24 protein-coding genes and 1 tRNA gene are annotated in these 22,580 nt (G+C 64.3%); 10 read left to right on the top strand and 15 right to left on the bottom strand.

The window, feature by feature from the left end:
- Positions 1-450: 450 nt before the first annotated feature.
- Positions 451-834, top strand: coding sequence for an isochorismatase family protein (locus P1U75_RS07000; protein WP_366914985.1), 384 nt, complete (start codon positions 451-453; stop codon positions 832-834).
- On the opposite strand, the gene P1U75_RS06995 is transcribed toward P1U75_RS07000, so the two are convergent.
- The 13 genes from P1U75_RS06995 to P1U75_RS06935 form a co-directional block, all read right to left on the bottom strand.
- Positions 823-899 (bottom strand) — tRNA-Arg (locus P1U75_RS06995). The genes P1U75_RS07000 and P1U75_RS06995 overlap by 12 nt on opposite strands.
- A 79-nt stretch (positions 900-978) precedes the next feature.
- Positions 979-2,265 carry a hypothetical protein gene (locus P1U75_RS06990; RefSeq protein WP_300241399.1) on the bottom strand — a complete coding sequence of 429 codons (1,287 nt, stop codon included), beginning with the start codon at positions 2,263-2,265 and terminating at the stop codon, positions 979-981.
- A gap of 300 nt (positions 2,266-2,565) precedes the next feature.
- Positions 2,566-3,579, bottom strand: coding sequence for a methyltransferase (locus P1U75_RS06985; protein ID WP_300241397.1), 1,014 nt, complete (start codon positions 3,577-3,579; stop codon positions 2,566-2,568).
- A gap of 109 nt (positions 3,580-3,688) precedes the next feature.
- A complete protein-coding gene (locus P1U75_RS06980; protein ID WP_300241395.1) occupies positions 3,689-4,909 on the bottom strand; it encodes a cysteine desulfurase in 1,221 nt (406 codons plus the stop codon).
- Entirely contained in the window at positions 4,902-5,492 is a 591-nt protein-coding gene (locus P1U75_RS06975; RefSeq protein ID WP_300241393.1) for a Yip1 family protein, read from the bottom strand. The genes P1U75_RS06980 and P1U75_RS06975 overlap by 8 nt, the downstream gene beginning before the upstream one ends.
- Positions 5,489-5,974, bottom strand: a complete 486-nt coding sequence (locus P1U75_RS06970) for a YIP1 family protein (protein ID WP_300241391.1) — start codon at positions 5,972-5,974, stop codon at positions 5,489-5,491. The genes P1U75_RS06975 and P1U75_RS06970 overlap by 4 nt, the downstream gene beginning before the upstream one ends.
- 1 nt (position 5,975) lies before the next feature.
- A complete protein-coding gene (gene sufD / locus P1U75_RS06965) occupies positions 5,976-7,256 on the bottom strand; it encodes a Fe-S cluster assembly protein SufD (protein WP_300241388.1) in 1,281 nt (426 codons plus the stop codon).
- A complete protein-coding gene (gene sufC / locus P1U75_RS06960) occupies positions 7,256-8,011 on the bottom strand; it encodes a Fe-S cluster assembly ATPase SufC (protein ID WP_300241384.1) in 756 nt (251 codons plus the stop codon). The genes sufD and sufC overlap by 1 nt, the downstream gene beginning before the upstream one ends.
- A gap of 65 nt (positions 8,012-8,076) precedes the next feature.
- Complete coding sequence (locus P1U75_RS06955) at positions 8,077-8,679, bottom strand: hypothetical protein (protein WP_300241382.1); 603 nt, start codon at positions 8,677-8,679, stop codon at positions 8,077-8,079.
- 2 nt (positions 8,680-8,681) lie between these two features.
- On the bottom strand, positions 8,682-8,993 hold the full coding sequence (locus P1U75_RS06950; RefSeq protein WP_300241379.1) for a heavy metal-binding domain-containing protein: 312 nt from the start codon (positions 8,991-8,993) through the stop codon (positions 8,682-8,684).
- Positions 8,994-9,087: 94 nt separating this feature from the next.
- Positions 9,088-10,611 carry a Fe-S cluster assembly protein SufB gene (gene sufB / locus P1U75_RS06945; RefSeq protein WP_300241377.1) on the bottom strand — a complete coding sequence of 508 codons (1,524 nt, stop codon included), beginning with the start codon at positions 10,609-10,611 and terminating at the stop codon, positions 9,088-9,090.
- Between the two features lie 17 nt (positions 10,612-10,628).
- Positions 10,629-11,696 carry an aminotransferase class V-fold PLP-dependent enzyme gene (locus P1U75_RS06940; RefSeq protein WP_300241375.1) on the bottom strand — a complete coding sequence of 356 codons (1,068 nt, stop codon included), beginning with the start codon at positions 11,694-11,696 and terminating at the stop codon, positions 10,629-10,631.
- A complete protein-coding gene (locus tag P1U75_RS06935; protein WP_300241373.1) occupies positions 11,693-12,154 on the bottom strand; it encodes an Rrf2 family transcriptional regulator in 462 nt (153 codons plus the stop codon). Before P1U75_RS06935 ends, P1U75_RS06940 begins: the two co-directional genes overlap by 4 nt.
- 180 nt (positions 12,155-12,334) lie before the next feature.
- Here P1U75_RS06935 and P1U75_RS06930 point away from each other — a divergent pair, with 180 nt between their 5' ends.
- The 9 genes from P1U75_RS06930 to P1U75_RS06890 all read left to right on the top strand — a co-directional run bounded on the left by P1U75_RS06930 (position 12,335) and on the right by P1U75_RS06890 (position 19,520).
- Positions 12,335-12,988, top strand: coding sequence for an alpha/beta hydrolase (locus P1U75_RS06930; protein WP_300241370.1), 654 nt, complete (start codon positions 12,335-12,337; stop codon positions 12,986-12,988).
- Positions 12,988-13,242 carry a hypothetical protein gene (locus P1U75_RS06925; RefSeq protein ID WP_300241368.1) on the top strand — a complete coding sequence of 85 codons (255 nt, stop codon included), beginning with the start codon at positions 12,988-12,990 and terminating at the stop codon, positions 13,240-13,242. Before P1U75_RS06930 ends, P1U75_RS06925 begins: the two co-directional genes overlap by 1 nt.
- Positions 13,239-13,829, top strand: a complete 591-nt coding sequence (locus P1U75_RS06920; protein WP_300241365.1) for an HD family hydrolase — start codon at positions 13,239-13,241, stop codon at positions 13,827-13,829. Before P1U75_RS06925 ends, P1U75_RS06920 begins: the two co-directional genes overlap by 4 nt.
- 157 nt (positions 13,830-13,986) lie before the next feature.
- Positions 13,987-15,201 (top strand): NADP-dependent isocitrate dehydrogenase, encoded by a 1,215-nt coding sequence (locus tag P1U75_RS06915; protein WP_300241363.1) that lies wholly within the window; start codon positions 13,987-13,989, stop codon positions 15,199-15,201.
- Positions 15,202-15,319: 118 nt separating this feature from the next.
- Positions 15,320-15,655 carry an SMR family transporter gene (locus tag P1U75_RS06910; protein WP_300241361.1) on the top strand — a complete coding sequence of 112 codons (336 nt, stop codon included), beginning with the start codon at positions 15,320-15,322 and terminating at the stop codon, positions 15,653-15,655.
- 75 nt (positions 15,656-15,730) lie between these two features.
- Positions 15,731-17,545 (top strand): translational GTPase TypA, encoded by a 1,815-nt coding sequence (gene typA / locus P1U75_RS06905; RefSeq protein WP_300241359.1) that lies wholly within the window; start codon positions 15,731-15,733, stop codon positions 17,543-17,545.
- A 249-nt stretch (positions 17,546-17,794) separates the two neighbouring features.
- A complete protein-coding gene (locus tag P1U75_RS06900) occupies positions 17,795-18,460 on the top strand; it encodes a hypothetical protein (protein ID WP_300241357.1) in 666 nt (221 codons plus the stop codon).
- An 84-nt stretch (positions 18,461-18,544) separates the two neighbouring features.
- Positions 18,545-18,985 carry a hypothetical protein gene (locus P1U75_RS06895; protein ID WP_300241355.1) on the top strand — a complete coding sequence of 147 codons (441 nt, stop codon included), beginning with the start codon at positions 18,545-18,547 and terminating at the stop codon, positions 18,983-18,985.
- Positions 18,986-19,076: 91 nt separating this feature from the next.
- Positions 19,077-19,520 (top strand): helix-turn-helix transcriptional regulator, encoded by a 444-nt coding sequence (locus P1U75_RS06890; protein ID WP_300241352.1) that lies wholly within the window; start codon positions 19,077-19,079, stop codon positions 19,518-19,520.
- A gap of 4 nt (positions 19,521-19,524) precedes the next feature.
- On the opposite strand, the gene P1U75_RS06885 is transcribed toward P1U75_RS06890, so the two are convergent.
- Together P1U75_RS06885 and alaS are read right to left on the bottom strand one after the other, a co-directional pair.
- Positions 19,525-19,812 (bottom strand): DUF1330 domain-containing protein, encoded by a 288-nt coding sequence (locus P1U75_RS06885; RefSeq protein WP_300241349.1) that lies wholly within the window; start codon positions 19,810-19,812, stop codon positions 19,525-19,527.
- A gap of 1 nt (position 19,813) precedes the next feature.
- Positions 19,814-22,471: an alanine--tRNA ligase gene (alaS, locus tag P1U75_RS06880; protein ID WP_300241346.1), complete on the bottom strand. Its 2,658-nt coding sequence runs from the start codon at positions 22,469-22,471 to the stop codon at positions 19,814-19,816.
- Between the last annotated feature and the right edge of the window lie 109 nt (positions 22,472-22,580).

The raw sequence follows: 22,580 nt of genomic DNA, 5'->3' as shown, positions 1-22,580 counted from the left end.
AACAGCGCAGAGACAAAATCAAACCGGATGCGCCCTATATTCCTCGGCGCGCCCGCCTCATCTGCCTCTAATTTTTCCGCCTCGCCGGGCATAAGGTCCGCGCCGCAGCACCGCTGCCGTCCGTCCCCTCCGCCCCGTCTGCGTCCCGTTGTGCGCCTCAGCGCCGCCGGTGAAGGGGTGTCTAAAGTTTGACGCCAAAACCCGCAACCCCTTTTTTCATAATTCGTCATCTTTTTTTCCATGTTCGAAAATTATGCGTGAAAACAAGTAGTTATTCTCAATTTTCTTGATCCAACCACCGGCACGGGGCGGCGGGACACCTGCCCTGCGGTCGACTCGTTTCCCCCGATCCCCGACCGCCTTGAGTTGCCCACAGGGTTATCAACAGAATGCCCCGGAACCGGTGCCAAATCAGCCCCGTTGGGGGCAGACTCGTAGGGCCCTCATAGGATTCGAGCGCGACTCGCCGTCAGAAGCCCGCGCGCCCTGCCCGATGGTGGTACGGCCCGGTTCCCGGGCCACGTCGCACAAGATGTATGGCGCCGAAAGCAACGACTGATCTATCGACTTCGCGTCTGCGGCGTCGATACCGTCGTTCCGGGCGGGTTGGTCGTCGACCTCTGCATCGGCTCCCGCATGCGCGCCCTGATGGAAAACGGATTCAAGGTCTACGTGGTGAAGGACGCAGTGGCAGCCCTCGACGAGGATGCCTGCAACTCCGAAGACCCGGTCCGCGATCTCGTCGCGCCGTGCCGAAGGGGCCTGCGCGATTGGTGCAAACTGGTCCCGGTGCGGTACCGGGGTAAAGAACGCGAAGGGGGATGGTGCACCTGATAGGATTCGAACCTATGGCCTCTGCCTTCGGAGGGCAGCGCTCTATCCAGCTGAGCTACAGGTGCCTGTGCGGCGATATAGCCGCCCGGTTTTTGAGTTGCAACAAGAACATGCGCGCAGTGCGCCAGCACAGGGCCGGTTTCTCTACAAAATAAAGTCTGAAGCCGTCATCACCGAGTGTTTGATGACCGCGATGGAGAAATCGGCGACGGTGTCACCATCCACATCAGCATAAACGACTGCGTTGGCGCCGCGCTTTTCGGACCAAACCGAGTGCGCGGTCGCGGTGGTGCCCGTGAATGTGAAGTCCTGGTCGCCAGCTGTATCCTCGTCTGCATCGATTTCGGTCAAGTCAATCTTGTCCTTTGACCGAAACTGATAGATTCGGTCCGTCTTGGCGTAGGACTTGTGGCTGTCGGACACATTCTGGAACACAAAATGGTCGCTTGCCTTGTCCACGCCCCCCCAAAGTTTGTCCTGACCCCCGCCACCGATTATCACATCCGCGCCCTTCTGGCCCTTGATCGTCGTATCGCCCTTGCCATCGGCGATCACGTCGTCTTTGGAGGTTCCGATGACCGTCTCGAAACCGCGAACCGCCAGCCCGCTCGGAGCAATCTCGACTCCGGTCTTCGACCCCTTGAAGCTCAGCGTGTCCTTTCCGTCTCCACCTTTGAACATATAGCTTTGGGAGCCGTCATAGCCGGTCACGAAAACCTTGTCGTTCCCTCCCCGCCCATAGATGAAATTCGCATCTCCCCCCTTGATACGGACGACATCATTGCCGTCCTTCATGTCAACGGAGCCTGCAAACCCGTTCCCCAGATTGAAGACGTCATTGTTGTGCCCGGTTCGCGCATAGCTCACCCAGGCGCCATCCAATAGTTTGATGTTTGCAACTGTTCCGCTACCACAGATCAGGGTATCGACCCAATGCTCGATGGTCACCGTTTGCAGCTCGTTCATGCTGCCAAAGAGCCTGATGTCCTCGACGCCCAGTCCGTCGCCACCGACATGGATGGTGTTCGTGGAGGCGGAGGTTCTGATCTGACTGACACTCCCGCTTGTCGTAATGGTGTTTGTCGCGCCGTGGGAGGTAATCAACCCGACGCCACCACTTCCCGTCGTGACGGTGTTGGTCCCCCCGCCAAGGACCACGTAATCGATCGTTGCGCCCCATCCGTTTCCGACCCCCGTGACGACAGTATCATCACCGTCTCCCAGTCTCAGAAACTGCAGATACATCCCGTCGGCAAGCGTGAACTTGTTGTCCCCGCCGATTATCTGCACGGCAGTCGGACCATGAGACAACGTCAAGTCATAGAATGTGTCGGCAGAGGTGTAATAGAACAGAACGCCGGGATTGTTCAGGTCATGGGTTCCCGAGGTCCCGAATTCTTCAACCAGATTGAACGCTGTAGATGCCGCCAAAACAATATCCCCCAAGAAAAAACTATATTCGCAACAATCGACAACTTTTCAGTATGATTCGGCAATCATATTATCGGAGGTTAGCAAATTTTCAACCGAGACGTTTATAGGTCAACTACAGGGCCTCGATTGGGAAATCGGCATCAGGCCACTTATCGCGCAAACGAAATGCGCCCCGGCGGGTCGTGGCCACGCCGAGGCGATCCGTCAACGCACCGCTCAGAGAGGCCCGCACGCCCGCTGTCGTCATCTGTGGGAACGGGGCGACCCGGATGATGTCAAGGGCCGCCCGCAGTTCGCTCAGGCGGGTTTGACCGCCGAGGCCAGCATGGTCATTTCCGGGATCATCACCTCCACCTCGATACCGGCAAACCCGGCCTGCTCCAGCGCCCCGCGGAGCCAGCCTTCGTCGAGCGAACGGGCGCGCGGGGTAAAGGCGGTGTGCTGCAACTGCCAGAGCGCTGCCAGCTTCGGTCCGCTGCGGTCCGAGCGCACCACGAAATCATGCAACAGGAACCGCCCGCCGGGGCTGAGCCTGTCGCGCGCGCGGGCCAGCAGCCCGTCATGGGCCTCTCCCGGCACGCCGGAGAACAGGTAGGACATCAGGATAACGTCCTGCCCGCCGGGCCAGTCGGTTTCCAGCGCGTTGCCCTCGACATAAGAGATGCGGTCGCTGAGCCCCGCCTTCTCCACATACTCCCGCCCCAGATCGGCGACATTGGGGAAATCGACGATGGTGGCGGTCAGGTCCGGAAACGCCTCGCACAGGGTGATGGCAAAGGCGCCGGTGCCGCCGCCCACATCCAGCAGGTGACGCGCGCCGGAAAGGTCGATCTTGCGCGCCAGTTGCCGCGCCGGCCCGAGCGAGCCGGAATGCTGGCTGGCGGAATAGAGCCGGGCCTCTTCCGGGTCCGCGAACCATTCGGCATAGGAGGCGGTCGCCTCCTCCGGCAGCTTGTCCTGCAGCGCGTCGTCGATCTGGTCCAGCAGACCATACATCTGCTGGCCGACCTGAAGCCGCAGGTAGTCGCCGAAATCGTACTTGGCCCCTTTCACCAGAAAGGATTCGGCGGCCGGGGAATTGCGGAACTTGCCGTTCTCCCCCTCGACCAGCCCCAGCCCCGCAAGCGCGGTCATCAGCGTTTCGGTCCGAACCTCGTCCAGCGGACAGTGGCGGGCCAGTTCGGCACAGCTCATCGGGCCCTCGGCGAGATGGGTGAACACCCCTGCCCCCAGCCCGGCGAACAATGCCTTGGAGCCCATGAACCCGAATGCGATTTCGGAAATCTGATCGGCTTCGGTGAGTACGGTCATGCGGTCATCCCAGGTTGTTGTACTGGCGCGACCCTAGACGCAAAACCGGAGGATTACCATTCGCGACACGCAATGTCGCTTTCAGAACATCCAGGTGCCTGAAAAACGATCAGGCAAAGAGCTCATGCGCCAGTTCCAGCGCCTCGATCAGAACGTCCACTTCGGCCCGCGTATTGTACAATCCGAACGATGCCCGGCAGGTCGCCGTCACGCCCAGGTGATCCATCAGCGGCCCGGCGCAGTGGTGACCGGCGCGCACCGCGATCCCCTTCTTGTCGAGGATGGTGGAGATGTCATGGGCATGCGCCGCCCCCTCCAGCGTGAAGCTGAAGATCGCCGCCTTGCCCGGCGCTTGGCCCTGCACCTGCAGCCAGTTGAGCCCGGCGAAGCGGTTCTGCGCATAGTCCCGCAGACCCGCCTCATGCGCGGCGATGTTCTCCATCCCCAGATCCATCATGTAGTCGAGCGCGACACCCAGCCCGATGATCTGCACGATGCCCGGCGTGCCGGCCTCGAACTTCATCGGCGGGTCGTTGTAGATCACGGCCTCTTTCGAGACCTCCCTGATCATGTCGCCGCCACCGATGAAGGGGCGCATCTCGGCCATCCGCTCCGACTTGATATAGATCGCGCCGGAGCCGGACGGGCCATAAAGCTTGTGCCCGGTGATGGCATAGAAATCGCAACCGATATCGGCCACATCCACCGGCAGGTGCACCGCCGCCTGGCTGCCATCGACCAGAACCGGCACGCCCCTGGCATGGGCGCCCCGGGTGATCGCCTTGACGTCCACCACGGTGCCCAGCACGTTCGACACATGGGTGATGGCGACCAGTTTCGTCTTCGGCCCGATGGCGTCGATCACCGCCTGCGGGTCGAGCGATCCGTCGGGCGCCGTATCGACCCATTTCAGAACCACCCCCTGCCGTTCGCGCAGGAAATGCCAGGGCACGATCTTGGCGTGATGTTCCATCACGCTCAGCACGATCTCGTCGCCCGCCTGAAACCGCGGCATCGCCCAGCCATAGGCGACCAGGTTGATGCCCTCGGTGGTGCCGGAGTTCAGAACGATCTCGTCCTCGGAGGGCACCCCCAGGAACCGCGCCACGGTGCCGCGCACCGCCTCGTATTTGTCGGTGGCGAGATTCGACAGGTAGTGCAGCCCCCGATGCACGTTGGCGTATTCATGGCTATAGGCCTGCGTCACCGCGTCGATCACCACCCGCGGTTTCTGCGCCGAGGCACCGTTGTCGAGATAGGTCAGCGGCCGCCCGTTCACCTCGCGCGTGAGGATCGGAAAATCGGCCCGGATGGTGTCGATGTCATACATGGGAGATGCCCCCGGTTATCATGCCCCCGAACAGGGTCAGCAATACAGACAGCGCCACCGCCATCAATACGAACGAAAGGATCAGCACCCCGCCCGCCCGCGGCAGCGAGTTCAGCCGGTGCGCCTGATCCACGAAATGCAGCAGGATATAGATGCCCAGCACGGTCGCCGCCAGCACCAGAAGCATGGCCAGCATCGGGATCGTCAGCGACAGGATCAGGGTCGCCACCTGGACCAGGATGCGCAACACCTGAAGCCACAGGACCATGGCCAGCACGTCCTGCACCGTGCCGCGCCCGCCAAGCAGGCGCCCGGCCCAATACAGCATCGCCACGGTCAGGATCAGCCCGACCGTCACCATCACCAGATAGCTAAAGGGCGACTGGAACAGCGGCATCACCACCGAGGGACCGGGCATCAGCAGGCCGGACAGGCTGAACAGGAGCGTATTGGCCACCGCCGCCAGCGCCAGCCCGGTCCACAGCACCTCGCGCGAGAGCTGCATCGCGATCAGGCGCCGGGCCACTTCCGCCGGTTCCTTGACCGAGAGCAGGATCAATTCGCCCCAAATCGCCTTGTTCATGCCGGTGTCGCCTCCGCCTGCCGCAGTCCCGCGATCCAGAACCACAGGAACGCCCCCAGCCACAAGAGCCCGATGCCATCTTGCGCCGGTCCAGGGTCGGTAAAGCCGGCCACCAGCCCATGCAGCAACAGCACGGGCGTCGAGGCCAGCAGAGCCCAGAACAACGCCAATCGCGCACCGTACCAGTCGCCCCGCCCGCCTAGAATCCGCGCCAGCAGCTGTGACAGCCCGGCAATCCCGTAGAGCAACAGCGGTGCGATGATCACCCAGGCCAGCAGGCTCGCGCCCAGCAGCATGTTCAACTCCTGCCCGGTCACCTGCGCCTCGCGCGCCAGTCGCGGCAGTTGCGCAACAAAGACCAGCACGCAGCCCGCCATCAGAAAGGCCAGCGCGCGGTCTTCGCGCTGGCCCATCCCGAGCAGGCGGCGCATGACGCGGCCCGGCCCCCGGTAGGTGGCTGCGATGTCGCTGGTCACCGCCATGTCAGCGCCGCCGCACCAGCCAGCTGCGCAGCCGCTCCAGCAGATCCTCGGAAAGCGTCTTGTCCTCGATCTCGTCCAGCGCCTCGGCGAGGAAGGCCAGCGTCAGCAGATCGGTCGCCTCCTTCTCCGGAACCCCGCGCGAACGGAGGTAGAACAGCCCGTCCTCGTCGATCGCGCCGCTGGTCGAGCCGTGCGAACAGGCCACATCGTCGGCGTAGATCTCCAACTCTGGCTTGGCGAGGAACTGGGCGTCGTCATCCAGCAGGAGCGCCTGGCTGATCTGGTATCCGTCGGTCTTCTGCGCGCCGGGCTTGACCAGGATCTTGCCCTGGAACACGCCCACGGCGCCGTTGCGCAGCACCTTCTTGAACACCTGGCGGCTTTCGCAGTTGAGCGCGTCATGGGTGACAAAGACGGTGTCGTCATGGTGAAAATCGCCATCGCCGACGCAGGCGCCGGCGACATGGGTCACCGCATCGTCGCCGGTCAGCTCCACCACCTGCTCGTTCCGGGTGAGAACCCCGTTCACGGTCAGTGTGAAGGATTTGTAGACCGATCGCGTTCCGAGCCGGGTGAACATATGGGTCACGGCGCGACGTTCGTGATCGCGGCCCTGGCTGCGCACATGGTGCAGCGCGCCGCCATCGGCGATATCGGCCTCGATCACCTTGTTGAACCGCGCCGCCGCCGGGCCGTTCTCCAGAATCGTCGCCTCGGCGCCAGATTCCACCCGGATGACATGGTGCAACAGCGCGTCCGAGGTTTCGCCGCCATGGGTATAGACCAGGCTGATCGGCTTGCTCGGCTTGCCGGTGACATGAATCGCCACCCCATCGGCGGCGAAGGCCGAATTGAGCGCGGCCAGCGGGCGTTGTACCGGGGCCTGCCCACGGGCCTCGAGCACGCCGAAGATATCCCTGGCCCAGTGGATGTCCTTGCCGCAGATATCGGCGATCCGGTCGATCTGCACCCCTTCCAGCGTCAGGTCGTCCGAGGCGTCAGGATCGAACACCCCGTCGATGAAGACGATCTTCAGCCGGTCGATACCGTCGAACACCGGCGCCTCGTCATTGGCAAAGACGGCTGCAGGGATGACCTCGGGCTGGGTCAGCGTCTCCGGGCGGGTGAACTTCCAGTATTCATCGCGCCGCGTCGGCAGGCCCATGGCCCGCAACCGCGCCAGCGCCTCCTGCCGGGCGGGAAACAGGCAGCCGCCCTCGGGCAGGGTCAGCCCGGAGAGCCGCGCCTCGGTCGCGTCCTGTTTCGGTTCGGGCAGTGCCATCACGCCACCTCGTTCAGGATGTCTGCGTAGCCGTTGGTCTCCACCTCCAGCGCCAGATCCGGCCCGCCGGTCTTGATGATGCGGCCATCGGCCATGATGTGCACCACGTCCGGTTTGATGTGGTCGAGCAGCCGCTGGTAGTGGGTGATCACGAGGAAACCGCGCCCCTCGCTACGCAGCGCGTTCACCCCGTCGGCGACCAGTTTCATCGCGTCAACGTCAAGGCCGCTGTCGGTCTCGTCGAGGATGCACATCCTGGGCTCCAGCATGGCCATCTGAAGGATCTCGTTGCGCTTTTTCTCGCCGCCGGAAAAGCCGACATTGACCGGACGCTTGAGCATGTCGGCGTCGATCTTGAGGGCCTTGGCGCGTTCGCGCACCAGCTTGAGGAAGTCGGCGGCGCTCATCTCGTCCTCGCCGCGCGCCTTGCGCTGGGCGTTCACCGCGGTGCGCAGAAAGGTCATGTTGCCGACGCCGGGGATCTCGACCGGGTACTGGAACGCCAGGAACAGGCCGGCCGCCGCGCGCTCTTCGGGCTCCATCTCCAGCAGGTCGACACCGTCCAGCGTGGCACTGCCCTCGGAGACCGCGTAACCACCGCGACCGGCCAGAACATAGCTGAGCGTCGACTTGCCCGAGCCGTTCGGCCCCATGATCGCATGCACCTTGCCCGGCTCGACCGTCAGGTCGACGCCCTTCAGGATTTTCTTATCCTCTTCCTCAAGATGAACGTGCAGGTTCTTGATTTCCAACATGTCTTACCTCTTTCTCATCTCTGTCTCCGGGCGCGTTGCCACGGGAAATTTCGGGGGCGGGCCGCTCAGGGCCGCGTCATGAAGCGAATGATCTGCAACAGCCGGTCGGGGGGCACCGCCAGTGGCGCCACCTCAAAGGCGGCCATGCGGCCAATGATATGGGGCACGCCGAGAAACTCCTCGACCTTGGCGAACCAGCGCCGCTTGGTGTAATCGTCGAACAGCAGCGTCACCGGCCGGGTGATCGAAAACGCGGTGGCCAGCGCGCAGCCGATGCGGAACCGGCCATCGACCAGCACCACGTCGGGGTGCCGGAACCCGGCGCGGCGCCAGACCTTGAGCGGGTAATCGGGAAAATTGCGCCAGGCGCTTTCATCGGCGGGGTGGCCCCAGTCGCGGGTCGGGCCGATGTCGGCCCAGACCACATCGACCGCGCTCCCCTGGGCCGGCGGGTTGGCGCGGAACCAGTCGCGCATCATGCGTGCCCAGCCCCGGTCGCTTTCCACCGAGGTGACATGCTTGCCCGCCATCTCGGCCGCCATCACGGTGGAGCCGCCCGACCCGTACTCCAGGATAGTGTCCGCCGCCCCATAGGCCGCGCGCAGCGCCTCGGCCTCGGGCTCCGGCAGGGTCAGCACCGGGCGCTCGATATGGGGGCGCGCATCCATGATCAGTCCAGCACCACCGCGGTGCCCGAGGCGCTGACCATGAGCATGTTGTTGATCACCTCGTAATCCAGATCGACGCCGACCACCGCGTTGCCGCCAAGGGCCGCCGCATGCTCTTCCATCTCGGCCAGGGCGGTGGTGCGGGCGCGGCCCATTTCCTGCTCATAGGCGCCGGAACGGCCGCCGAGGATATCGGTGATCCCCGCAAACAGGTCGCGCACGATATTGGCCCCAAGGATCGCCTCGCCCACGACGATGCCCTTGTAATCGGAGATCTTGCGTCCCTCGACCGAGGGTGTGGTGGTCACGATCATCTTAGATCACTCCATGTTTTAGATGGATATCAAGGCACTATCCGAAAGTCTTTACCCATCACGGTAAGAGATCCGCGGCTTGCGCCGCCGACGCTCATCCCACCGACCCTTCAAGCGAGATGGCGACAAGTTGTTGCGCCTCCATGGCGAACTCCATCGGCAGCGCCTGCAACACGTCCTTGCAGAAGCCGTTGACCACCAGCGCCACCGATTCCTCCTCGTCCATCCCGCGCGAGCGGCAATAGAACAGCTGATCGTCGTCCACCTTGGATGTGGTTGCCTCGTGCTCGACCCGGCTGGAGTTGTTCTTTACCTCGATATAGGGGACCGTATGCGCCCCGCATTTGTCGCCGATCAGAAGGCTGTCGCACTGGGTATAGTTGCGGCTGTTCCTGGCCTTGGGGTGCATCGAGACAAGGCCGCGATAGGTGTTCTGCGCCTGCCCGGCGCTGATCCCCTTGGACACGATGCGCGAACGGGTGTTCTTGCCCAAGTGCACCATCTTGGTGCCGGTATCAGCCTGCTGCATGTTGTTGGTGATGGCGATCGAATAGAACTCGCCCTGGCTGTCGTCGCCGCGCAGGATGCACGAGGGGTATTTCCATGTCACCGCCGAGCCGGTCTCGACCTGGGTCCACATCACCTTCGAGCGGTCGCCCCGGCAGTCGGCGCGCTTGGTGACAAAGTTGTAGATGCCGCCCTTGCCGTTCTCGTCGCCCGGATACCAGTTCTGCACGGTGGAATATTTCACCTCTGCATCCTCTTCGACGATGATCTCCACCACCGCCGCGTGCAGCTGCGCGACATCGCGCTTCGGCGCGGTGCAGCCCTCGAGATAGGACACGAAAGACCCCTTGTCGGCGATGATCAGCGTCCGCTCGAACTGGCCGGTGTTCTCGGCGTTGATGCGGAAATAGGTCGACAGTTCCATCGGGCAGCGCACGCCGGGCGGCACATAGACAAAGGAGCCGTCGGAGAACACCGCAGAGTTCAGCGTGGCATAGAAATTGTCGCTGACCGGAACCACGGACCCGAGGTACTTCCTGACCAGCTCGGGGTGCTCCTTGATCGCCTCGGAGATCGAGCAGAAGATCACCCCGGCCTTTTTCAGTTCGGCCTGAAAGGTGGTGCCGACGCTGACCGAATCGAAAACCGCATCCACGGCCACTTTGCGGCCCTCGGCCGGGGCCGCCTCGGCGCCCTCGATTCCGGCCAGGATCATCTGCTCCTTGAGCGGGATGCCCAGCTTTTCATAGGTCGCCAGCAGCTTTGGATCGACCTCGTCCAGCGACTTGGGCTTCACCTCCATGCTTTTCGGGCGGGCGTAGTAATACTGGTTCTGGAAATCGATCTCGGGGTAGTCGACCATCGCCCAGTCGGGTTCTTTCAACTGCAGCCAGCGGGCATAGGCCTGCAGGCGCCAGTCGGTCATCCACTCCGGTTCGCCGTTCTTGTCCGAGATCAGGCGCACGATATCCTCGGTCAGCCCCTTTGGGGCATAGTCCATCTCGATCTCGGTTTCCCAGCCATATTTATAGGCGCCGCCTACCTCGCGCACCGCGTCGACAGTATCCTGATCGACGCCTTCTTTTACCTGGGTCTGGTCCGTCGCGGCCATCTGATACTCTCCTGAACTCACGCCGCCCGGGCGCGATGTTTCTTTTCCTTGTCGCACCACGCATCGGCAAAGCGCAGCACATCATCCTCGGTCACATCCGGGCCCAGCGATACACGGATCGCGCTGGCCGCCGTGGCCTCGTCGTATCCCATCGCCGTCAGCACCCGGCTGGCGCGGACCTTGCCGCTGGAACAGGCGCTGCCCGCGCTGATCGCAAAGCCGGCCAGATCCATCTGCATCACCTGCGTCTCGCCCTTCCAGCCCGGCGTAAGCAGGCATGAGGTGTTGGGCAGGCGTGGCCCTTCATTTCCGACAAAAATAGTATGTTTGACGGCAGCCGCAATAGATGATTCTAGAATATTTCTAAGTTCCGCAACCCGATCCCAGACTCCCTCGGCCAGATCACGCGCGGCGGCCTCGGCAGCGGCACCGAAACCGGCGATGCCGATCACGTTCTCGGTGCCGGACCGGCGCCCCATCTCTTGTCCACCGCCGCGGATTCGAGCGGCGATGTCGGTCCCACGCTTGACCACCAGCGCGCCGATGCCCTTTGGCCCGCCGAGCTTGTGGGCGGAGATCAGCGCCATCCGCGCGCCGCACCAGTTGAAGGCGACCGGCAGCTTGCCAAAGGCCTGGGTGGCATCGGTCAGCGCCAGCCCCTCGGGAAGTTCCTGCACGATGCCGGTTTCCGAATTGGCCAGTTGCAGCACACTTGCGGCCGGATCGATCACCTGCACCCGGCCCCGCGCGCCCACCTTCAGATCCTCGTCGATCCAGGCCCGCACCGCGTCATGCTCCACCCCGGCGCCGTGCAACCCGCGCCCGGCACAGGCCAGCGCCGCGGCCTCGGTGGCGCCAGAGGTAAAGATGACGTCCGCCCCTTCCGCGCCGAAGGCCGCCGCCACCTGCGCCCGCGCCCGTTCAACCAACGCCTTGGCGGCGCGCCCCTCGGCATGCACGCTGGAGGGATTGCCGACCACGTCCATCGCCGCGATCATCGCTGCGCGCGCCTCGTCCCGCAGCGGCGCCGTGGCGTTGTGATCGAGGTAGACCCGTCGGCCGGTATCGCGCCCGGCCCCGGTCATTCCGAATCGACCACGGAAAAGATGTTTGGCACCGCCGGGCAAGGCGCCAGATCGTTATCCACAAGGTCTGACAGCCGGGTCTGGTGCAGGAACACGTAGACATGCGCGCTCAGCCCCTCCCACAGCCGATTGGTCAGCGATTGCGCCCGGCTGCCCGAGGACCCGCCCGAGGCGCCGGCCCCCTTGTGCATGGCGTCCACCGTCTCGTCCACCGCGGCCAGCACATCCACGATGCGAATCTCCGATGGTGAACGCGCCAGGCGATATCCGCCGCCGGGGCCGCGCACCGAGGCCACCAGGTCGGCGCGGCGCAGTTTGACAAAGAGCTGCTCCAGATAAGGCAGCGAAATCTTCTGGCGCTGTGCGATCTCGCTCAGAGTCACCAGCGCGCCATCGGGTTGCAGGGCGATATCGACCAACGCCACCATCGCGTAGCGTCCCTTGGTTGACAGCTTCATTCCGGCGCCTCCAGTTCAGCAATTGCGCGAGATTCTTGACGTTGCGCCCTTCAATGCGTATCTCCGCTTGACACCGAATGTGCCAATGCGGCGCGCGATTAGAAACGTTCTAAGGTGCCTTAGCGATTTCGTCAAGAATATCCGGGGCGCCCTTTGAGCAATAATAGGACCCACACCCATATGCCTGAGGTGATTTTCGCCGGACCTGAAGGCCGCCTTGAAGGCCGCTATCACCCGCAGAAGGAGAAAGACGCCCCGATCGCCATCGTTCTCCATCCGCACCCGCAATTCGGCGGCACGATGAACAACAAGGTCGTCTATAACCTGCATTATGCCTTCTACAACATGGGCTTCACGGTGTTGCGGTTCAATTTCCGCGGCGTCGGGCGCAGCCAGGGCGAATATGATCAGGGCATCGGAGAGCTTTCCGATGCGGCCTCTGCGCTCGACTATCTCCAGTCGATGAACAACAATTCCAAGCATTGCTGGGTCGCGGGGTTTTCCTTTGGCGCCTGGATCGGCATGCAACTGCTGATGCGGCGGCCCGAGATCACCGGATTCATCAGCGTGTCGCCCCCTGCGAACATGTACGATTTTTCCTTCCTTGCGCCATGCCCGTCCTCGGGCCTGATGATCAATGGCACCGCCGACCGCGTCGCGCCGCCGCCGGACACCACTGCGCTGGTCAACAAGCTGCACGAGCAAAAGGGCATCACCATCACCCACGAGGAGGTCGAGGGCGCCGACCACTTCTTCCAGGGGCCGCACATGGACACGCTGATCGACACGACCACCGATTACGTCAAGCGCCGGCTGACGGAAACCAGCCGCTGATGGCCGCCGGGACGCTGGAGCAACTGGCTGGAAAACTGGCCGATGACACCCTGACCGCGATGGACGAGGTCGGCGACGACCGCCTGTACCTTGAGGTCGGCGGTGTGCTGGCTGCATCATCCCAATCGCTGGAAGAGGCCTTCTTGATGGAGATTCGCATCCGCCTGGCAGAACGCAACGCACGCCGCTTTCTCGACCAGCGGCTTGCCCAGGTGCGCGCCCAGGCGCCGGCGGGCGGACAGCCCGCCGCATGACCGCCCGGCTCGACGCGCAGATCGGATTCCTGAAAGAAGCGGACAAGCTTAAATCCGTCTTGCGCGCCTCGCGCCTGATTTCCGGCGAGCGGCGGGAAAACTCGGCCGAGCACAGCTGGCACATCATGCTGCACGCGCTGGTGCTGGCCGATCAGGCCGGGCCCGGGGTGCAGATCGACCGGGTGCTGCGGATGCTGCTGCTGCACGACATCGTCGAGATCGACGCCGGAGACGCGCCGATCCACGGCAACCCCGATCACGAAGAGATGGCCCGCAAGGAGGCCGCCGCGGCCCGGCGACTATTCGGCCTTTTGCCCAACGACCAGGCCCAGGCATTCCGCACTCTGTGGGAAGAGTTCGAGGCCGCCGTAACCCCCGACGCGAAATTTGCCAAGGCGATCGACCGATTCCAGGTCCCGGTGATCAACCTTGAGAACGGCGGCGGCACCTGGCAGGACTACGAGGTCACGCTGGATCAGCTCGACGCCCGCGTCGGCGTTCCGATCCGGCGCGGCGCGCCGGGGCTCTGGGACTGGCTGCGCCCCAGGTTGTTGGCCTTTTTCGCCCGCCGAGACGGCACCGCCTGATCCGATTCGTCTCATTTTTCGGCAGCCGCGCGCCGCCCCGCCCCTTTCCATGCGACATATCGGTATACATAGGTATACCATCTTTCGCCCTGCCGCGAATTGGGGTAAGCCGCGCCCGACTCTCCCTTTTCTCCTTCGCATCACAGGGGCCGCACCGATGACCAAGATCAAGGTGGACAACCCGATCGTCGATATCGACGGCGACGAAATGACCCGGATCATCTGGGATTTCATCAAGACGAAGCTGATCCTGCCCTACCTCGATGTCGACCTGCTGTATTACGACCTGAGCATTCAGGAACGCGACCGCACCGACGACCGGATCACCGTCGATGCCGCGATGAAGATCAAGGAGGTCGGCGTCGGCGTCAAATGCGCCACCATCACCCCCGACGAGGCCCGGGTCGAGGAATTCGGCCTCAAGCGGATGTACCCCAGCCCAAACGGGACCATCCGCAACATCCTGGGCGGCGTGGTGTTCCGCGCCCCGATCATCTGCAGCAACGTGCCGCGGCTGGTGCCGGGCTGGACCAAGCCGATCGTGGTCGGCCGCCATGCCTTTGGCGATCAGTACAAGGCCACCGATTTTCGCTTTCCCGGGGCCGGCAAGATCACCCTGAAATTCGAGGGCGAGGATGGCACCGTAATCGAAAAGGACGTCTATGACGCCCCCTCGGCCGGGGTGACGATGGCGATGTACAACCTCGACCGGTCGATCCTGGATTTCGCCCGCGCCTCGCTGAATTACGGGCTGAACCTGGGCTGGCCGGTGTATCTTTCGACCAAGAACACCATCATGAAGGCCTATGACGGCCGCTTCAAGGATCTGTTCCAGCAGGTCTTCGAAGAGGAGTTCGAGGAAAAGTTCAAGGAAAAGGGCATCTGGTACGAACACCGGCTGATCGACGACATGGTGGCCAGCTCGCTGAAATGGTCGGGCGGCTATGTCTGGGCCTGCAAGAACTATGACGGCGATGTGCAGTCCGATACCGTGGCGCAGGGCTTCGGCTCGCTTGGGATGATGACCTCGCAATTGATGACGCCGGACGGCCAGATCGTCGAGGCCGAGGCGGCGCATGGCACCGTCACCCGCCACTACCGCCAGCATCAGGCTGGCAAGGCCACCTCGACCAATTCCATCGCCTCGATCTACGCCTGGACCGGCGGGCTCAAGCATCGCGCCAAGCTGGACGGCAACTCCGCGCTGCAAAGCTTTGCCGAAACGCTGGAAAAGGTGGTGATCGACACCGTCGAATCCGGCTGGATGACCAAGGATCTGGCGCTGCTGGTGGGGCCGGACCAGAAATGGCTGACCACCATAGGTTTCCTCGAAAAGCTGGACGAAAACCTGAACGCGGCCCTGGCGGGCTGATCCCGGCGGCGGACGGCAGTGGCGATTGACGCCGCCCCTTGCCGGGGGCGGCGTTTTTTCGTTGCCCCGGCGCCCGGATCTCGGGCAGAGGGGAGCGGAGCAACCGACGGAGGCCGCGATGCCCGCGCATTACATTTACCTGATCCTCGCCGTCGCGGCCGAAACCGTGGGGACCACCGCCCTGCAGGCCAGCCAGCAGTTTTCGCGGCTTATGCCCTCGCTGCTGGCGGTGGCGGGATATGCCGTCGCCTTCTACTTCCTGGCGCTCACGCTCAAGGCCATGCCGGTCGGCATCGTCTATGCCATGTGGTCGGGCCTTGGCATCGTGTTCATCGCGCTGATCGGGTTCATCGCCTTTGGCCAGCGGCTGGATCTACCGGCGGTGCTGGGGCTGGCGATGATCATCGGCGGGATCGCGGTGATCAACCTGTTCTCGGGCAGCACCACCCATTGAGCCCGCGCTTTTGCGCTGGCCTTCTGCGGTGCAGCAGGCTATGCGGCCCACAATCCCCGATTTGAGGTTGAGTTTATGGACCTTCGCAATATCGCGATCATCGCACACGTCGACCACGGCAAGACCACGCTGGTGGACGAGTTGCTGAAACAATCCGGCGCTTTCCGTGAAAACCAGGCTGTCGCCGAACGCGCCATGGACAGCAACGACCTGGAGCGCGAGCGCGGCATCACCATCCTTGCCAAGGCGACCTCGGTCGAATGGAAAGGCACCCGGATCAACATCGTCGATACCCCCGGCCACGCCGATTTCGGCGGCGAGGTCGAGCGCATCCTGTCGATGGTCGATGGCGTGGTGCTGCTGGTGGACGCTGCCGAGGGGCCGATGCCGCAGACCAAATTCGTCACCTCCAAGGCGCTGGCGCTGGGCCTGCGCCCGATCGTGGTGCTGAACAAGGTCGACAAGCCCGACGCCGAGCCGGACCGCGCGCTGGACGAGGTGTTCGACCTGTTCGCCTCGCTCGACGCGGATGACGATCAACTCGACTTTCCGCATCTCTACGCCTCCGGCCGCTCAGGCTGGTGCGACGCCGATCTGAACGGCCCGCGCAAGGATCTGCATGCGCTGTTCAACCTTGTCGTCAACCACGTGCCGGCACCGAAGCAGATCAAGCATCAGGACGAGGATTTCCGGATGCTGGCGACCACGCTGAGCTCCGACCCCTTTGTCGGCCGCATCCTGACCGGCCGGATCGAGACCGGCCGCGTCAAGGTCGGCCAGACGGTGCAGGCCCTGTCCCGCATCGGCCAGAAGATCGAACAATTCCGGGTGACCCGGGTGCAGGCGTTTCGCGGCCTTGGCCAGAGCGACATCGACGAGGGCGAAGCCGGCGATATCGTGTCGCTGGCCGGCATGCAAAAGGCCACCGTGGCCGACACCATCTGCGCGCTGGCCGTGAGCGAACCGCTGGACGCCCAGCCGATCGACCCGCCGACCATCACCGTTACCTTCGGCATCAACGACAGCCCGCTGGCGGGCCGCGACGGCAAGAAGGTGCAATCCCGCGTGATCCGCGAACGACTGATGAAAGAAGCCGAGAGCAACGTCGCCATCAAGATCGCCGACACGCCGGGCGGCGAGGCCTTCGAGGTCTCGGGCCGCGGCGAGCTGCAGATGGGCGTGCTGATCGAGAACATGCGCCGCGAAGGATTCGAGCTGTCGATCTCGCGTCCGCAGGTGATCATGCGCGAAGAGGACGGCCAGAGGCTGGAGCCGATCGAAGAGGTCACCGTCGACGTCGACGACGAGTACTCCGGCGCGGTGATCGAGAAACTCACCGGCACGCGCAAGGGCGACCTGGTCGAGATGCGCCAGAACGCCGGCAAGACCCGGCTTGTCGCCCATGTCCCTTCGCGCGGGCTGATCGGCTATCATGGCGAGTTTCTGACCGACACCCGCGGCACCGGCGTGCTGAACCGCGTGTTCCATGCCTGGGCGCCCTACAAGGGGCCGATCCCCGGGCGGCGCCAGGGCGTGCTGATCTCGATGGAGGACGGGGAGGCGGTGGCCTATGCGCTGTGGAACCTGGAGGAGCGCGGCAAGCTCTTCATCGGGGCGCAGGCCAAGGTCTATCAGGGTATGATCATCGGCGAGCACAGCCGCGACAACGATCTTGAGGTCAACCCGCTCAAGGGCAAGAAGCTGACCAACGTGCGGGCCTCGGGCACCGACGAGGCGGTGAAACTGACCACCCCGATAACGCTGTCGCTGGAAGAGGCCATTGCCTATATCAACGACGACGAGCTGGTGGAGGTAACGCCGAACGCGATCCGGCTGCGCAAAAGGTTCCTCGACCCGCATGAGCGCAAGCGGGCCTCGAAGTCCAACTGAACCGTATCACATTGATTCCGAAAAGGGGCGCGGTCACCGCGCCCCTTTTTTCATTTGCTCATGGCACGTCCCGCAGATTCGACGGCACGCGCCCGCCGACTCTCCGTTTTCCGACCCTATGACTTTCGTTTATGACACCGAAAACCAGCCTTTTGCCCAATATCTCGGGCCGACTGCCCCCTCTACCTCATGGGTGTCGCCGCCATTGACGCGGCACATCACGCAACCCAAGCAACGAGGGCTTATACCATGAAACGTATCACCTTTTATCACCGCACCCTGTCCCTGACGGCCGCCATGATGCTGGCGACGTCCCTGTCTGCACAGGCTGGCAACCCGGAGGTGGCGGCCGAAGGCAACGCCCGGGCCCAGGTCCGGGCCGAAACCGGCCTGTCGGGCGGAACGGCGCAAGCGGACGCTTCGGGCAACCTGGCCGCCAGCCAGTCGGCGACCTTCGCGTCGTCCGACAGCACGATCAAGGCCGGGGTGCAGACCAGGGCCCGGAGCCGCGAAAGCACCGCGATCACCTCCGAGCACCAGGTTTCGGTCCAGGCCCGGTCCGGCCTGAGGGGACGGCTCTCCGCCGCCGGTAAGAGCGGCTCAGAGATCGCCGCAAAGGCCCAGGCCAAGGGCAAGGCCGGCCTGGAGGCCGCCGCCGGCCTTGTTTCTGACGGAGTCGCCCGGGGCCGGGCCGGCCTTGACGCCGTCGCCGATGCCGTGGCCCGCGGGAACGTGACCGGCCAGGCGGCGGCGGGTGCCGGCGTGTCCGGCGGCGCCACACTTGGCGCGTCCGCCCTGGGTGGCGCCAATGCCGCAGCCGGCGTTTCCGGCGCGGCCGGAGCCGGCATCGGCGGCCTGGGTGCCGCCGCCGGGGCCGCGGGTGCGGCGGGTACCGGCATCGGTATCGGCGGATAACCGCAGCACCACGATTCGGGCGCGGGCATTGACAGCCCGCGCCCCTCTATCGTACCCGAACAGTCTCTTGACGAGGTCGCCGCCGTGAACCGCCTTTCCGCACTTGCCCTTCTTGCCCTGCTGGCCTGGCATCAGCCCGCCCTGGCCGGACAGGAAATCGCCGACCCGGTCGTCGCGCGAATCGAGGCCGAAGGCTACACGGTATCGGATGTCCGGCGGACTTGGCTGGGGCGGATCGTGATCACCGCGCGAAGCGCGACCTACCTGCGCGAAACCGTCCTGAACCGAACCTCGGGCGAGGTGCTGCGCGATCAACTGTTCCCGCTCGACGACAGCGCCCCCATTCCCCCCACCATCCCTGATCCGGCCACCCCCGATGATGCGCCCGATGATGCCGGCGACACGCTGACCGATGTTCCCGACGTTTCGGGAACCCTGGGCGGTGCGGTTGGTGCCGGCGTCGGAGGGATCGGCGGGGTTGGCGGTTCGGCTGGGGTTGGCGGGATCGGCGGGATCGGCGAATGAACCCGGCTTCCTGTTCCGACCGATGCGGCAGCGACGCCCATCGCAGGGTCGCAGCGTGTTGACCCGGCCTGTCGTTGTATGGGGTCTGGTCGTGATCCAGGCCTTTTGCGGGGCCTATTTCCTGTGGGAAATCCTTGCCTCGATCCTGGGCCTTCCGACCCTTCCGCTGCGCTGGCGGACCCGGGAACTGGTCGAGATCGGCGCCAGCCTCGGCCTGGTGATCGGGGCCGGGCTCGGCGTGGGTTTGGCCCGCACCGCCGGGCGCGAAATGCGGCGCGCCGAATCCGCGCGCCGGCTGACATCCGGTGAATTCACCAAGGTCGTGCAGGCCTATTTCGACCGCCTGTCGCTGACCCCGGCGGAAACCGAGGTCGCCTGGTTCCTGTTGAAAGGAATGTCGCAGTCGGAAATTGCCGGGCTGCGCAACACGCGCGAAGGCACCGTCAAGGCGCAATGCACCGCAATCTACCGCAAGGCAGGTGTCACGGGAAAATCGCAGCTGTTTTCCCTGCTGGTCGAGGATGTGCTGCTTTAAGCCGCTACTCGCTGGTCTCCACCACCATCAATTCGCGCTCGGAGGCGCCGCGCGCGTGGCTCAGCGCCTCCTGATAGTCCGGCGAATTGTAGCAGTCCACCGCAGCCTCCACCGTCGGGAACCTGGCCACCACGTTGCGCGGCCGTTCCTTGCCCTCGAGCTGAACGAACTTGCCGCCCCGGGCGATGAATTCGCCGCCGTGCTTGGCGATTGCCGGACCGGCCAGCTCGGCGTATTTGCCATAGGCCTCGGCGTCGGTCACCGTCACATGCGCAATCCAGAGTGCAGCCATCTTATCCCTCCAACACCTGTTCCGCCGCGCGGATCGCCGCGTCGGCCTTGCTGATATCATTGCCGCCGCCCTGGGCCATGTCGGGCCGACCGCCGCCGCCCTTGCCGCCGAGCGCCTCGACCGCCGGGCGCAGCAGATCCGGCGCCTTGATCTTGTCGGTCAGATCATCGGTCACTCCCGCGGCCACAGCCACCTTGCCGCCGGTATCGGCGATCAGCAGCACCACGCCGCTGCCCAGCCGCGCCTTGTGCTCGTCGATCAGCGGCGGCAGATCCTTGCCAGTCACGCCGGTGAGGATCTGCGCGAGGAACTTCACCCCGCGAATGTTCTTGGCCTCCGGCGCCGCCTGCCCGCCACCGGCCATCGCCAGGTCGCGGCGCAACTGAGCAAGCTCGTTGCTGAGTTCCTTGATCCTGGCCTGATCGGCGCGCACCCGGTCGACGATCTGTTCTGGGGCGGTCTTCAACTCGCCCTGCAATTCGGAGAGGAGCTGACGCATCCGCGCCGTATAGGTCTGCGCGCCCTGCCCTGTCAGCGCCTCGATCCGGCGTACCCCGGCGCTGCTGGCGCTGTCACCGAGCAGAACGAACTCACCGATATCGCCGGTGCGCCTGACATGGGTGCCGCCGCAAAGCTCCAGCGAATAGGTTCGCCCGTCGCCGCCCTTGCCGGAGCCCGGTTGCTCGCCCATCGAGACGACGCGTACCTCGTCGCCGTATTTCTCACCAAAGAGCGCCTGCGCGCCCAGGTCCCGGGCATCGTCGGGCGTCATGATCCGGGTTTCCACCGGCGCGTTCTGGCGGATGTAGTCGTTGACCTCGGCCTCGACCCGCTCCAGCTCCTCGTCTGACAGCGCCTTGGCATGGCTGAAATCGAACCGCAGCCGGTCGGCGGCATTGAGCGAGCCGCGCTGCGCCACGTGATCCCCCAACGCATGGCGCAGCGCCTCGTGCAGCAGGTGGGTGGCCGAGTGGTTGGCGCGGATCGCGGTCCGGCGGGCATGATCGACCTCCAGCACCGCCGCGGCGCCCCTGGCGATCTCGCCCTCTGTCACTTCGGCGAAATGGATGAAGACGCCCGCGCTCTTTCGGGTGTCGGTCACCCGGGCGAGGCCACCCTCGGTGCGGATCACGCCGGTATCGCCCACCTGGCCGCCAGACTCGGCGTAAAACGGGGTCTGGTTCAGGGCGATCTGCACGGTCTCGCCGGCCTTGGCGCGCTCGACCCCGTCGCCGTCGCGCACCAGCGCCACGATCTGCCCCTCGGCGCTCTCGGTGTCGTAGCCGAGGAAATCGGTCGTGCCCTGGTGTTCGGCGATGTCGTACCAGATCGTCGCGTCGGCGGATTCGCCCGAGCCGGCCCAGGCGGCGCGCGCCTTGGCCTTCTGCTCGGCCATCGCCTCGTCAAAGCCCTCGGTATCGACCACCCGGCCCTTTTCACGCAGCGCATCCTGGGTCAAATCGAGCGGAAAGCCGTAGGTATCGTACAATTTGAACGCCGCCTGCCCCGGCAGCGCGGCCTCCTCGGGCAGATCCGCAAGCTCATCGTCCAGCAACTTCAGCCCGCGGTCCAGCGTCTGCTTGAACCGGGTTTCCTCCAGTTGCAGCGTTTCCTCGATCAGCGCCTGCGCCCGGCCCAGTTCCGGATAGGCCGCGCCCATCTGGCGCACCAGCGCCGGCACCAGCCGGTGCATCAGCGGATCTCTGGTGCCCAAAAGGTGCGCATGCCGCATCGCCCGGCGCATGATCCGACGCAGCACGTAGCCGCGGCCGTCGTTCGCGGGCATCACCCCGTCGGCAATCAGGAAAGAGGTCGAGCGCAGATGGTCGGCGATCACCCGGTGATGCACGCTGCCGTCGCCATCGGGATCGGTGCCGGTGGCATCGGCGCTGGCTTCGATCAGGCTGCGCATCAGATCGGTGGCGTAGTTGTCGTTGGTACCCTGTAGCAGCGCGGCCACCCGCTCGATCCCCATGCCGGTGTCGATCGACTGTGCCGCCAGCTCGCGGCGGCTGCCGTCCTCGAACTGCTCGTATTGCATGAAGACCAGGTTCCAGATCTCGACAAAGCGATCGCCGTCCTCATCCGGGCTGCCCGGAGGGCCGCCCCAGTGCTGCTCTCCATGGTCGTAGAAGATCTCGGTGCAGGGGCCGCAGGGGCCGGTGGCGCCCATCATCCAGAAATTGTCATTGGTCGGGATGCGGATGATCCGGTCGTCGGAGAACCCGGCGACCTTTTTCCAGATCTCGGCCGCCTCGTCATCGGTGTGGTAGACCGTGACCAGGAGCTTGTCGCGGTTGATGCCGTATTCCCTGGTGATCAGTTCCCAGGCAAAGCGGATCGCGTCATCCTTGAAGTAATCCCCGAAGGAGAAATTGCCCAGCATCTCGAAAAACGTATGGTGGCGGGCGGTATAGCCGACGTTGTCCAGGTCGTTGTGCTTGCCGCCCGCGCGCACGCATTTCTGCGCCGTGGCGGCGCGTTTGTAATCGCGGTGCTCGACCCCGGTGAACAGGTTCTTGAACTGAACCATGCCGGCATTGGTGAACATCAGCGTGGGGTCGTTGCGCGGCACCAGCGGGCTGCTGTCCACGACCTCGTGCCCCTGCTTGGCGAAATAGGTCAGAAAGGTCGATCGAATGTCGTTCAACGTGGGCATTGCATGTCTCTTGGCGGGCTGAATGGGTGGCCGGGAAACCCGGTTTGCGCAGGTTTATCCCCCCACCTCCGCACTGTCCACAGCCGGCGCACCCATCCTGCAAACCGGC

Source organism: Antarcticimicrobium sp. (assembly GCF_029212575.1).
In the GTDB taxonomy this organism is placed as follows: domain Bacteria; phylum Pseudomonadota; class Alphaproteobacteria; order Rhodobacterales; family Rhodobacteraceae; genus Antarcticimicrobium.
Note: the sequence above shows the minus strand (reverse complement) of the source record. Positions and strands in the feature narration are given on the sequence as shown.